Genomic DNA, 12,919 nt, shown 5'->3' with positions numbered 1-12,919 from the left:
ATGATAGTGCGACACAATGGAGGACATCGTGAACGAGACCCCTGCGCCCCACCTCCTGTTCCTCTTCGACATGGACGACGTCCTGGTCCGGTACGACTGGCAGGTGCGGATGGCCGCACTCTCCGAGTTCACCGGACACGAGTTCGAGGAGCTCCGACGCCGCTGGTGGGACTGCGGCCACGAGATGCGTGCCGAGGCCGGTGGCTTCACCGACGGCGACGAGTACCTCGCCGCGTTCGAGCGGGCCATGGAGTGCGACGTTCCCGAGGCCGAGTGGGCGCGCATCCGCGGATCCGCGATGACCGAGCTGCCGGAACGCATCGAGGCCGTCCGGATCGCGAGCGAGCACGGGCGTGTCGGCCTGCTCACCAACAACGGGCCGCTCGCGGGGCGGTGGATCCACCAGTGGGCGCCGTCGCTGCCGGGGCTGTTCGGCGAACACCTGGACACGTCGAGCAACTTCGGCGCCCGCAAGCCCGAGCCCGAGGTCTTCCTCCGCGCGATGGAGCACCACGGCGTGCCCGCCGAACGCACGTTCTTCGCCGACGACATGCCGGAGAACATCGCCGGTGCCCGGAGCGTCGGCATCCACGCGGTCCTGGTCGAGCGCGACACCGACCTGCGCGAGCACGTCCGCGCCTTCGTCGCGCAGCAGCGCGAGGCCTCCCCCGTCGCCTGATCCTTCCCATCACGTTCGCGATGGCAACAAGCAACGGGCGTACCTGGTCGTTCTGAACGGCCAGGTACGCCCGTTTCCGCTCGGTAACGCCAAGCACGCCACACCGACCGGGAGGCCCGGGGTGCGTCCGCCTACCGGGTCGCGGTGGTCGTGCGGTCGCGACCCGTCAGGTCGACGTGCGTCTCCGGGGTCCGGAACCCCCGGCGCGCAAGGACCTCGCGGACGCCGGCGCCCTGCGGCTCGGCGTGCTCGATGACGAGCACCCCGCCGGGCACGAGCAGCCGCCACGCCGTCTCGGCCAGGGCGCGCACGGCGTCGAGGCCGTCCGGTCCGCCGTACAGCGCCATCGCGGGATCGTGGTCGCGGACCTCGGGGTCGATCGGGATTGCGTCGTCCGGCACGTACGGCGGGTTCGACACCACGACGGACACGGTGCCGTCGAGTTCGGGCAGCGCGTCGGCGAGGTCTCCCTCGACGAGTCGCACCGTGCCGCCGTGGGCGTCGGTGTTCCGGCGGGTCCAGGGCAGGGCCTCGGGCGACCGTTCGACGGCGTACACGACGGCGTTCGGCACCTCGGTGTCCATGGCGATGGCGATCGCACCGCTGCCGGAGCCGAGGTCGACCGCGATCGGCGCCGGCACCGCGACGGCTCGGAGCGCGTCGATGCCGAACTGCACGACGCCCTCGGTCTCGGGACGGGGCACGAACACGCCGGGTCCGACCGCCAGGGTCAGTGCCCGGAAGTACGCCTGCCCGGTGATGTGCTGCAGCGGCTCGCGGGTGCTCCGTCGGGCGATCGCGTGCCGGAAGCGCTCGACGTGCTCCGGAGCGATCGCGCCGCCGGTCATCGCGCGGGCCTGCACGGCACCGCGCGAGGTGTCGGTCGCCCACGCGAGCAGCAGCTCGGCGTCGACCTGGGGCGTCGGGACGCCGGACGCGACGAGCGCCGCGGCCGCCTGCTCGAGCAGGCGATCCGCGGCGTACGTGAGGGGCGTGTCGGACACGAGCCGGGCCTCCAGGCGGGGTGAGCGGTTACGCGTCCTGGTCGCCGATGGCGGCCAGACGTGCCTCTTCGTCCGCCTGGATGGCGGACTGGACGACGGGCTCGAGCGCACCGTTCATGACGCGGTCCAGGTCGTACGCCTTGTAGCCGGTGCGGTGGTCCGCGATCCGGTTCTCCGGGAAGTTGTACGTCCGGATGCGCTCCGAACGGTCCATCCCGCGGATCTGCGACTTGCGCGCGTCCGAGGCGATCGCGTCGAGCTCCTCCTGCTGCCGCGCGAGGATGCGTGCACGGAGAACGCGCATGCCGGCCTCACGGTTCTGCAGCTGCGACTTCTCGTTCTGCATCGCCACCGTGATGCCCGTGGGCAGGTGGGTGATGCGGACCGCGGAGTCCGTCGTGTTGACGGACTGACCGCCGGGACCGGAGGACCGGTACACGTCGATCTTCAGGTCGTTCTGGTTGATCGCGACCTCTTCGGGCTCGTCGACCTCGGGGAACACCAGCACGCCGGTCGTCGAGGTGTGGATGCGCCCCTGCGACTCGGTCTGCGGCACGCGCTGCACACGGTGCACGCCGCCCTCGTACTTCAGGTGCGCCCAGACGCCCTGCGACGGGTCGGTCGTGTTCGACTTGATCGCGACCTGGACGTCCTTGTAGCCACCCAGGTCGGACTCGGTGCGCTCGAGGAGCTCGACCTTCCAGCCCTTGGTCTCGGCGTAGTGCGAGTACATGCGCAGGAGGTCGGCCGCGAACAGCGCCGATTCCTCGCCGCCCTCGCCGCCCTTGATCTCCATGATCACGTCGCGCCCGTCGTCGGGGTCGCGCGGGATGAGCAGCCGGCGGAGACGCTCCTGGCGCTCCGCCAACTGCTCCTCGAGCTCCGGGACCTCGTCCGCGAATGCCGAGTCCTCACGCGCGAGCTCCTGGGCGGCGGCGAGGTCGTCCCCCGCCGCCTGCCAGGACTCGTACGCGGACTTGATCTGGTTGAGCTCGGCGTAGCGCCGGTTCACCTTCTTCGCCCGGGCCGCATCGGCGTGGAGCGCGGGGTCCGACAGCTGCTGCGTCAGGTCCTCGTGTTCCGCCAGCAGCCCTGCCACCGACTCGAACACGCGTTACTCCTGGTGACCGTTGTGGTGAGCGCCGCCGGTCGTCGGGACCGACTTCTGCACCTGCACCAGGAACTCGACGTTCGACTGCGTCTCCTTGAGGTTCCGCAGCACGATCTCGAGGGCCTGCTGCGGGTCGAGCCCGGCGAGGGCTCGGCGCAGACGCCAGGTGATCTTGACCTCGTCAGCGGAGAGCAGCTGCTCCTCGCGACGGGTACCGGAGGCGTTGACGTCGACGGCCGGGAAGATCCGCTTGTCCGCCAGGTGACGGTTCAGGCGGAGCTCCATGTTGCCGGTGCCCTTGAACTCCTCGAAGATGACCTCGTCCATCTTGGAACCGGTCTCGACGAGCGCGGTGGCGAGGATGGTCAGCGAGCCGCCGTCCTCGATGTTGCGCGCCGCACCGAAGAAGCGCTTCGGCGGGTAGAGCGCCGCCGAGTCGACGCCACCGGAGAGCACGCGGCCCGACGCCGGGGTCGACAGGTTGTAGGCACGACCCAGACGGGTGATCGAGTCGAGCAGCAGCACGACGTCGTGGCCCAGCTCCACCAGGCGCTTCGCACGTTCGATGGCGAGCTCAGCGACCGTGGTGTGGTCCTCGGCCGGACGGTCGAAGGTCGAGGCGATGACCTCACCCTTCACCGTGCGCTGCATGTCGGTGACCTCTTCGGGCCGCTCGTCGACGAGGACGACCATGAGGTGCGCCTCGGGGTTGTTCTTCGCGACGGCGTTGGCGATGGCCTGCAGCACGACGGTCTTGCCGGCCTTGGGCGGCGAGACGATGAGGCCGCGCTGGCCCTTGCCGATCGGCGACACGAGGTCGATGATGCGGGTGCTCAGCTTGCCCGGCTCCGTCTCGAGACGCAGGCGCTCGTTCGGGTACAGCGGGGTGAGGTCGGAGAAGTCGACACGGGCCGCTGCTTCTTCGGCGGTCTGGCCGTTGACCGAGTCGACGGTCACGAGCGCGTTGTACTTCTGACGGCTCTGCTGCTCGTTGTCACGGGGCTGCTTGATCGAACCGACGACGGCGTCGCCCTTGCGCAGGTGGTACTTCTTCACCTGGCCGAGGGAGACGTAGACGTCGTTCGGTCCGGGCAGGTAGCCGGTGGTGCGGACGAACGCGTAGTTGTCGAGGACGTCGAGGATGCCCGCGATCGGGATCAGGACGTCGTCCTCGGTGACCTCGGGCTCGAAGTCGTCGTTCTGGCCGCCACGGCCGCGCTTGCGGTCACGCTGGCGACGGCTGCGGCCGCCCTCGGTGTCGTCGGCGTTCTGCTGGGCCTGCTGGCCCTGCTTCTGCTGACCGTTCTGCTTCTGCTGGTTCGCCGCCTGCTGCTTCTGCTCGGCGCGGTCGTCCTGCTTCGCGTCGCGCTGCTTGGCGTCGCCCTGCTTCGCGTCGGCCTGCTTGGCGTCGGCCTGCTTCTGCTGGTCGCCGCCGTTCTGCTTCTGCTGGCCGCCCTGCTGGTGCTGCTGGCCGTCCTGCTGCTCGCCGTTCTGCTCGCCGTTCTCGGCGTTCTGCCCACGGCCACGACCGCGACCTCGGCTGCGACGGCCGCGACGCGAACCGCCCTCGCCGTTCTGGTCGTTCTGGTCGTGCTGCTCGCCGGAGTCGGCGGCACCGGACTGGTCCTGCGACTCGCCCTCGGTGCTCTGCTGCTCGGTCCGCGCCTGCTGTTCGGTGCGGGCCGGCTGGTCGGTCTGGGCGGGTGCCGACGTCGGCGTGTGCTGCTCGGCGGACTCGCTCGGCTGCTGGGCCTGCTGGTCGGCACCGCGCTGGCCGCGGCCGCGACGCTGCCCACCGGTCTGCGTCTGGGCGGCTTCCTGGGCGTCCTTCTCGGCACGCACCTGGTCGAGGCCCGCGAGCAGGTCCTCGGTGCCGGTGTGGCCGGCGTTGGTGTGCTCGGCGGCCGAGGTCGGGCCGGCGTTCACGGTGCCACCGGAGGACGCACGGCGCGAACGGCGGGCACGCGACGGCGCGGCCGGCTCGGACTCGACGGCGGGTGCCTCGGGGTAGGCGACCGGTGCCTCGGCGGCGGGCTCCGGCAGCGTCGGCTGCTCGGTCACCGGCGCCGAGGCGGGGTTCGTGGCGGGCGCTGCCGCGGCGGGGACGTCGTCCGTGACGGGGCGCTTGTCCTCGATGGAGGCGATGAGGTCGCCCTTGCGGAGCTTCGAGAGCCCGGTGATGCCGAGCGAGGAGGCGATGCGCTGGAGTTCCGGCAGGCGGAGGGCGCGCAGGTCGCTGGGGATCTCCACCGGGGTGGAGTTGTTGTCGGTCAAGGTCGGTGTTTCCTTTCGAACCGCAGAACGCGGAGAGTTTCCACCGTCCCGGATGCACGGGTATGCATCGACCGCCGTTCAGACGACGGACCGGGATTCGGTGATCAGAAAGAGATGCACACCCGCGCGCCGGACCCTGCGACGTCGCAGGCGCTGTCCTTGAGGACGGGCATACCGTGCGGTTACGCGGGTTCGGCTTCGAGCGCCGAGTGCGCCACCACTGTAGCACCACCGAGATCGACGGCCAGCATGAGCGCGCGCCAGTCGGATTCCCCGTGTCGGGCGACGAGATCCGCGGCCGTGAGCCGTTGTGCCGGGTCGCTGCCGAGCACGAGCAGGCTCGGTCCCGCCCCGGACACGACGGCCGCGAGGCCGTGCTGCCGGAGCAGGCCGATCAGTGCGTCGGTCTCCGGCATCGCGCTCGCCCGGTACGCCTGGTGCAGGCGGTCCTCGGTCGCGGCGAGCAGGAGCTCGGGGCTCTGGATGAGCGCGGCGACGAGCAGCGCGGAACGGGAGACGTTGAACGCGGCGTCGGCGTGCGGGACGTTCTCGGGCTGCAGGGAGCGGGCGAGCTTCGTCGACAGCGTGGACGTCGGCACGAACACGACCGGTGCGACGCCGCGGTGCACCAGGAGGCGCTTGTACGCGGGTCCCTCGGCCGTCATCCACGCGATGGTGAGCCCACCGAAGAGTGCGGGGGCGACGTTGTCCGGGTGCCCCTCCATCTCGGTGGCCAGGCTGAGCAGGGTCGAGGCGTCCAGGTCGACGATGCCCTCGAGCAGCCCGCGGGCCGCCATCAGGCCGGCGACGATCGCGGCCGCCGAGGAACCGAGCCCGCGGCCGTGCGGGATCGCGTTCGTGGCGTGCAGCTCGAGGCCGGGCTGGTCGACGCCGGCGTGCTCGAGGCCGCGGCGGACGGCGCGCACGACCAGGTTCGTGTCGTCGGTGGCGACCTCGCCGGCACCGACGCCCTGCACCGTGACGGTGGCGCCGGCTTCCGGTCGGACCCGGACGACGACCTCGTCGTACAGCGAGAGCGCGAGACCGAGCGAGTCGAACCCCGGGCCGAGGTTCGCGGACGTCGCCGGCACGCGGACGCGCACGGCCCGTCCGGCGGGCAACACGTGGGCCGCCCGCCCGGCGGGCACAGCGTGGACCGCCCGTCCGGCCGGTACAGCACTGTGGGCGGTGACGCCCTCCCCCGGTCCGGACGAGCGGTCGGGGCTCACTGCGCCGCGACCAGTCCGAGCACGTCCGCGATCGACTTGGTGTCGACCGGCACGCTCGTCGGGGTGACCTCGCTGCCGTCCTCGGTGCGCAGGGCCCACTGCGGGTCCTTCAGGCCGTGGCCGGTGACGGTGATGACGACCTTCGCGCCCTTCGGCACGACGCCGGCGTCGGCGCGCTCGAGCAGCCCGGCGACACCGATGGCGGACGCGGGCTCGACGAAGACGCCGACCTCGGCCGACAGGATGTGGTGCGCGGCGAGGATCGCCTCGTCCGAGATCGCGCCGAAGTAGCCGTCGGTCTCGTCGCGGGCCTCGAGGGCGAACTGCCACGAGGCCGGGTTGCCGATGCGGATCGCGGAGGCGATGGTGTCGGGGTTCTTGACGACCTCGCCACGGACGATCGGTGCGGAACCGGCGGCCTGGAACCCGAACATGCGCGGGAGCTTCGTCGTGCGACCGGCGGCGACGTCTTCACGGTAGCCGCGGGAGTACGCGGTGTAGTTGCCCGCGTTGCCGACCGGCAGGAAGTGGAAGTCCGGGGCGTCGCCGAGGACGTCGACGACCTCGAACGCAGCGGTCTTCTGGCCCTCGATGCGGTCGTTGTTGACCGAGTTGACGAGGTGCACCGGGTAGTTCGCCGCCAGGTCGCGGGCGATGTCGAGGCAGTCGTCGAAGTTGCCCTGGACCTGCAGCAGCTGGGCGTCGTGGGCGACGGCCTGGCTGAGCTTGCCCATCGCGATCTTGCCCTCGGGCACGAGCACCGCGGCGGTGATGCCGGCGTGCGTGGCGTACGCGGCGGCCGAGGCACTGGTGTTGCCGGTCGAGGCGCAGATGACGGCCTTCGCGCCGTGCTCGACGGCCTTCGAGATCGCCATCGTCATGCCGCGGTCCTTGAAGGACCCGGTCGGGTTCATGCCCTCGAACTTGACGTAGACCTCGGCGCCGGTGCGCTCGGAGAGCCGACGAGCCGGGATGAGGGGCGTGCCGCCCTCGCCGAGCGTGACGATCGGCGTCGCCTCGGTCACGTCGAGTCGGTCGGCGTACTCGCGCAGGACTCCCTGCCACTGGTGGGCCATCAGGCTTCTCTCTCTGTCCGGTGGGTCGGTCTGGTGGTGGTTCGTGGTCGGCCTGGAGGCCCGTGGTGCGTCAGGCGCCGACGAAGCGCAGGACGCTGGTCACGTCCAGGACCACGTCTTCGCCGCGGAGTGTGCGGACGGTGTCCGCCAGGTCGGCTTCGCGCGCCAGGTGCGTCCCGATGACGAGCGCTGCCGTCCCCTCGGAGGCACCCGTGGTGGTCTGCTCGACGGTCTCGACGCTCACGCCGTGCTTCGCGAGCACGCCGGCGACCGTCGACAGCACGCCGGGGGCGTCCGTGACGTGCAGGGTGATCTGGTAGCGCGTGCGGACGGTGCCGATCGGGAAGACGGGCAGGTCCGACTGGGTCGACTCCGCGACACCCGGGCCGCCGATGACGTGCCGACGTGCGGCGGACACCAGGTCGCCGAGGACGGCGGACGCGGTCTCGACACCACCGGCACCGGCGCCGTAGAACATGAGGTCGCCCGCGGCCTCGGCCTCGACGAACACGGCGTTCTTCGCGCCGTGCACGCTCGCCAGGGGGTGCGACTCCGGCACGAGGGCCGGGTAGACGCGGGCGCTGACGCCCTCGCGGCCGTCCTCGTCGGTCAGTCGCTCGGCGGTCGCCAGGATCTTCACGACGTAGCCGGCCTTGCGCGCGGCGCGGACCTGCTCGATGGTGACCGAGGTGATGCCCTCGCGGTGCACGGCAGCGAGCGGCACCGAGGTGTGGAACGCCAGCGAGGCCAGGATCGCGGCCTTCTGCGCGGCGTCGTAGCCCTCGATGTCGGCGGTCGGGTCGGCCTCGGCGTACCCGAGCTCGGTCGCGGTCGCCAGGGCGTCCTCGAACGTGGCGCCCTCGCGGTCCATCAGGTCGAGGATGAAGTTCGTGGTGCCGTTCACGATGCCCATGATCCGCTCGATGCGGTCACCGGCGAGCGAGTCGTGCAGCGGTCGGATGATCGGGATCGCTCCGGCGACGGCGGCCTCGTAGTACAGCTGCGCGCCGACCTGCTCGGCCACCGCGAAGAGCTCCGGACCGTGGGTCGCGAGGAGCGCCTTGTTGCCGGTCACGACGTCCGCGCCGGACTGCAGCGCCTGCAGCACGAGCGTGCGCGCGGGCTCGATGCCGCCGATCAGCTCGACGACGATGTCGGCACCGAGGATGAGCGACTCGGCGTCGGTCGTGTAGAGGTCCTTCGGCAGGTCGACGTCACGCGGGGCGTCGACGTCGCGCACGGCGATCCCGACGAGTTCGAGGCCGGCACCGGCGCGCGAGGCGAGTTCGTCGGCGTGCTCGAGCAGGAGCCGCGCGACCTGGGACCCGACCGAGCCGGCCCCGAGCAGCGCGACGCGGACGTTGCGGTATTCGATCATCTGGAGTTGGTTCCTGTTCGTCGGGTCAGCGACCGGTGCCGGCGTGGGGCACGGGGCGGACCCCGGTGTCGCGGGCGAGGAGGTCGTCGATCGACTCGCCCCGCACGAGGATACGGGTTGTGCCGTCCGCCACGGCGACGACCGGCGGGCGGCCCACGTGGTTGTAGTTGCTCGACAGCGCCCAGCAGTACGCCCCGGTGGCTGCGACGGCGAGCAGGTCCCCACGCTGGACGTCTCCCGGCAGGTACTCGTCGCCCACCACGATGTCCCCGCTCTCGCAGTGCTTCCCGACGACGCGGGTGAGGACGGCCGGCGCCTCGGACGTCCGGGCGAGGCGAGCGGTGTAGTCGGCGCCGTACAGGGCAGGACGGGCGTTGTCGCTCATGCCGCCGTCGACGGACACGTAGGTGCGGGTGGCGTGGCCGGTCTCCGCGTCGCCGGTCTCGAGCGTGACGGGCTTGATCGTGCCGACGCGGTAGAGCGTGATGCCCGCCGGCCCGACGATGTAGCGACCGGGCTCGACCGCGACCTCGGGCACCGGGATGTCCCGCTCGGCGCAGGCCTCGGCGATGATCGCGGCGAGGGCGTCGGCGACGTCCTCGGGAGCGAAGGCGGAGTCGGCCTCGGTGTAGTCGATGCCCCAGCCGCCGCCGAGGTTCAGCTCGGGCACCGGGCCCGACTCGACGAGGGTGGCGTGCACGTCCATCAGGCGTCGAGCGGCCTCGCGGAACCCGGACTCGTCGAAGATCTGCGACCCGATGTGCGAGTGCAGCCCGACGAACACGAGCGACGACTCGGCGCGCACCGCCTCGGCCGCGGCGACGGCCTCGGTGAGCGGGATGCCGAACTTCTGGTCCTCGCGCGCGGTCGCCAGGTACTCGTGGGTGGACGCGTGGACGCCGCTGTTGATGCGGATCCGGACGCGCTGCACGATCCCGGCGTCGGCAGCGGCACGGGCGACGCGCTGGACCTCCTCGTGGCTGTCGAGCACGATCGTGCCCACGCCGACCTCGACGGCGCGGGCGATCTCGGCGTCGGACTTGTCGTTGCCGTGGAAGCCGAGCATCGCCGGGTCGATCCCGGCGGCCAGGGCGACCGCGAGCTCCCCGCCGGTGCAGACGTCCACGCGCAGGTCGGCCTCGGCCATCCACGCCACGACCTGCGTCGTCAGGAACGCCTTGCCGGCGTAGTAGACGTGCGCCCGGGTGCCGATGCCCTCGAACGCCTCGGTGAACGCGTTCCGCACCCGGACCGCACGGGACTGCACGTCACGCTCGTCGACGACGTACAGCGGGGTGCCGTACTGCCGGACGAGGTCCGTCGCGGTGACACCGCCGACCGCCAGGTCGCCATCGTCGGTCCGCGTCGCGGACGCGGGCCAGATCCGGTCCACCAGCTCGGAGGCGTCCGTCGGGAACCGCAGTCGCGGCGGTGCAAGGGGGTTCTCGCTCACGGGACCCGATCCTACCGACGCGGGGCGGGCCTCCCGTCCGTGTGACGCAGCCACGGGATCAGCCGCAGCTGCCGACCGTCTGCAGGCCCTGCTCGTTGAGCGGCAGCGCGTCCGCGGTGACGCGGACCGTCGCGTCGGCCTTCGAGACGTCGAGCGAGCGCACGCGGAGCGCCTCGGGCAGGAACTGCGCCGTGCACACCTGCACCGGCACGTTCGTGACGCCGGGGATCGAGTCCACCTTGAGGCCGAGGTCGGAGTTCGTGATCCGCACGCTCTTCGGGGTGATCGTGATGCCGCGGCCGTCGTCCTGCGCGACCACGTCGCCCTTCGCCGCATAGGTGATGTCGTAGCCGAGCACCGCCGTGGAACCGGACAGCTCGACGCCGCCGTCCACCAGGGACAACCGGTCGAACAGCGGGCTGTACTTCGACAGGTCCTTCACGCTCGACGACGCCAGCGTGACCGTGCCGTCGACGTCGTGCACGTCGCCCTTGCCGTCCACGGGGACGTCCTTCGCGGTGACGTCGGCGGCGAGCGGGATGCCGTCGACGGTGAGCTTCTCGGATGTGATCTCGACCTGGTCGAGGGTGCCGCCGATCAGCTGCGGGATGACGATGCCGTCGGCGTGCGCCTCGACCTGGCCCGTGGTGCCGTCGGGCAGCGACTGCTCGACCTGCTGGGCGATGATGCGGTCGACGACCCCGCGGAGCACGAACTCGGCGATCACGACGAGGGCGGCGAGCACGACGACGACCACGAGCAGGACGACGGGCCAGCGGCGGCGCTTGCGGGGGCGTTCGGTGGCGGCGGACATGCGTCCCACCCTGCCAGGTGGTCCCGTCAGCCTGCCTGGAGGCCCGGGGTGCGTCCGGTGGGCGGGCGCGGCGGGGCGATGGGTTCCTTCCACACCGTGGAACGGACACAGCACCGCGGGATTCCGCGGTGCTGTGTCCGGAACCTGGTTCCGGGGGGGGGATCGGGCGCTCCGCTACATGCGGGACGGAGCGCTCACGCCGAGCAGGCCGAGGCCGTTGCGGACGACCTGGCCGGTGGCGTCGTTCAGCCACAGGCGCGTGCGGTGCAGGTCGGTGACCGGCTCGTCGCCGAGCGGGGTCACGCGGCAGGCGTCGTACCAGCGGTGGTACAGGCCGGCGAGCTGCTCGATGTACCGGGCGATGCGGTGCGGCTCGCGGAGCTCCGCGGCGTGGCGCACCACGCGCGGGTACTCGGCGAGGGCGCCGAGCAGCGCACCCTCGGAGTCGTGCGTCAACAACGAGGCGTCGAACACGGAGCGGTCGACCCCGGCGGCCTCGGCGTTGCGGGCCACGGACTGGGTGCGTGCGTGGGCGTACTGCACGTAGAAGACCGGGTTGTCGTTGGTGCGCTTGACGAGCAGGTCGAGGTCGATGTCGATCGCGGTGTCGCTGGCGAACCGGACGAGCGAGTACCGGCCGGCGTCGACGCCCACCGCGTCGACGAGGTCCTCCATCGTGACGATGGTGCCGTTGCGCTTCGACATGCGCATCGGCTCGCCGTCCTTGAGCAGGTTGACCATCTGCCCGATCAGGATCTCGAGGTTCGTGCCCGGCTCGTCGCCGAACGCGGCGCACATCGCCATCATCCGGCCGACGTAGCCGTGGTGGTCCGCACCGAGCATGATCAGGTTGCGCTCGAAGCCGCGCTCGCGCTTGTCGAGGTAGTACGCCAGGTCGCCGGCGATGTACGCGGGCTCCCCGTCGGACTTGATGACCACGCGGTCGCGGTCGTCGCCGAAGTCGGTCGTGCGGAGCCACTCGGCGCCCTCGGCCTCGTACATCACGCCCGCCGAACGCAGCCGGGCGATGGCGCGCTCGACGGCCTTCGACTCGTGCAGGGCGTTCTCGTGGAAGTAGACGTCGAAGTCCACGCCGAAGTCGTGCAGCGACGACTTGATGTCCGCGAACATGAAGTCGACGCCCTCGCGCCGGAAGAGTTCCTGCGCCTCGTCGCGCGGCAGGTCCTTCACGTCGACCGAGGGGTCGAGTGTCGCGATGACGCGGGCCGCGATCTCGGCGATGTACGCACCGCCGTAGCCGTCCTCCGGCGCGGGCTCACCGAGCGCCGACGCGACGAGCGAGCGGGCGAAGCGGTCGATCTGCGCGCCGTGGTCATTGAAGTAGTACTCGCGGGTGACGAGGCCGCCCTGCGCCTGGAACACGCGGGCCAGGCTGTCGCCGACCGCCGCCCAGCGCACGCCGCCCATGTGGATCGGGCCGGTCGGGTTCGCCGAGACGAACTCCAGGTTGATCCGGACGCCGTCGTACAGGTCGCCGTGCCCGAAGGCGTCACCGCCCTCGACGATCGTGCGGGCGATCTCACCGGCCGCTGCGGCCTCGAGCGTGATGTTGATGAACCCCGGGCCGGCGACCTCGACCGAGGCCACGCCGTCGAGCTCGGTCAGCTCGCCGGCGATCTCCGTCGCGAGCTCGCGCGGGTTCGTGCCGATGCGCTTCGCGAGCTGCATGGCGGCGTTCGAGGCCCAGTCGCCGTGCGCACGGTTCTTCGGACGCTCGAGCACCACGTGGGAGTCCCCGATCGTCACGGTCTCGGACGCGCCTCGTCGCTCGACGATCCCGGTCAGGATCGACAGGTACGCGGCGGAGAGTTCGGCAGGAGTCACGGCGGACGAGTCTACCGGGACACCCAGGTGCACGCCGGACGATGGGCCATCATGTC

Annotated in this window: 10 protein-coding genes; 1 reads left to right on the top strand and 9 read right to left on the bottom strand. The window is 71.4% G+C overall.

The features are described from left to right. Positions 1-28 precede the first annotated feature (28 nt). Complete coding sequence (locus EDF53_RS14705; protein ID WP_185021066.1) at positions 29-679, top strand: HAD family phosphatase; 651 nt, start codon at positions 29-31, stop codon at positions 677-679. Between the two features lie 131 nt (positions 680-810). Here EDF53_RS14705 and prmC read toward each other — a convergent pair whose 3' ends face one another. The 9 genes from prmC to argS form a co-directional block, all read right to left on the bottom strand. Then, the gene (gene prmC / locus EDF53_RS14700; protein WP_123294275.1) at positions 811-1,683 is read right to left on the bottom strand and encodes a peptide chain release factor N(5)-glutamine methyltransferase; all 873 of its coding nucleotides are present in this window, start codon (positions 1,681-1,683) and stop codon (positions 811-813) included. A gap of 28 nt (positions 1,684-1,711) precedes the next feature. Beyond that, positions 1,712-2,794 (bottom strand): peptide chain release factor 1, encoded by a 1,083-nt coding sequence (gene prfA / locus EDF53_RS14695; protein WP_123294274.1) that lies wholly within the window; start codon positions 2,792-2,794, stop codon positions 1,712-1,714. A 3-nt stretch (positions 2,795-2,797) separates the two neighbouring features. Next, a complete protein-coding gene (gene rho / locus EDF53_RS14690) occupies positions 2,798-5,068 on the bottom strand; it encodes a transcription termination factor Rho (protein ID WP_123294273.1) in 2,271 nt (756 codons plus the stop codon). 182 nt (positions 5,069-5,250) lie between these two features. Further along, positions 5,251-6,192: a homoserine kinase gene (gene thrB, locus EDF53_RS14685; RefSeq protein ID WP_123294435.1), complete on the bottom strand. Its 942-nt coding sequence runs from the start codon at positions 6,190-6,192 to the stop codon at positions 5,251-5,253. Positions 6,193-6,293: 101 nt separating this feature from the next. After that, entirely contained in the window at positions 6,294-7,373 is a 1,080-nt protein-coding gene (gene thrC / locus EDF53_RS14680) for a threonine synthase (protein ID WP_123294272.1), read from the bottom strand. 70 nt (positions 7,374-7,443) lie between these two features. Further along, on the bottom strand, positions 7,444-8,751 hold the full coding sequence (locus EDF53_RS14675) for a homoserine dehydrogenase (protein ID WP_123294271.1): 1,308 nt from the start codon (positions 8,749-8,751) through the stop codon (positions 7,444-7,446). Positions 8,752-8,776: 25 nt separating this feature from the next. Beyond that, the gene (gene lysA / locus EDF53_RS14670) at positions 8,777-10,204 is read right to left on the bottom strand and encodes a diaminopimelate decarboxylase (protein ID WP_123294270.1); all 1,428 of its coding nucleotides are present in this window, start codon (positions 10,202-10,204) and stop codon (positions 8,777-8,779) included. A 58-nt stretch (positions 10,205-10,262) separates the two neighbouring features. Beyond that, positions 10,263-11,018, bottom strand: coding sequence for a DUF2993 domain-containing protein (locus EDF53_RS14665; RefSeq protein ID WP_123294269.1), 756 nt, complete (start codon positions 11,016-11,018; stop codon positions 10,263-10,265). A gap of 174 nt (positions 11,019-11,192) precedes the next feature. Further along, positions 11,193-12,863 (bottom strand): arginine--tRNA ligase, encoded by a 1,671-nt coding sequence (gene argS / locus EDF53_RS14660; protein WP_123294434.1) that lies wholly within the window; start codon positions 12,861-12,863, stop codon positions 11,193-11,195. Positions 12,864-12,919: the final 56 nt, after the last annotated feature.

The sequence above is a fragment of the Curtobacterium sp. PhB78 genome (assembly GCF_003751685.1).
GTDB lineage: Bacteria > Actinomycetota > Actinomycetes > Actinomycetales > Microbacteriaceae > Curtobacterium.
Note: the sequence above shows the minus strand (reverse complement) of the source record. Positions and strands in the feature narration are given on the sequence as shown.

Excerpts from the sequence above, each read along its gene's own strand:
- thrC (WP_123294272.1), bottom strand. The coding sequence starts at position 7,373 with ATGGCCCACCAGTGGCAGGGAGTCCTGCGCGAGTACGCCGACCGACTC.
- EDF53_RS14675 (WP_123294271.1), bottom strand. The coding sequence starts at position 8,751 with ATGATCGAATACCGCAACGTCCGCGTCGCGCTGCTCGGGGCCGGCTCG.
- EDF53_RS14665 (WP_123294269.1), bottom strand. The coding sequence starts at position 11,018 with ATGTCCGCCGCCACCGAACGCCCCCGCAAGCGCCGCCGCTGGCCCGTC.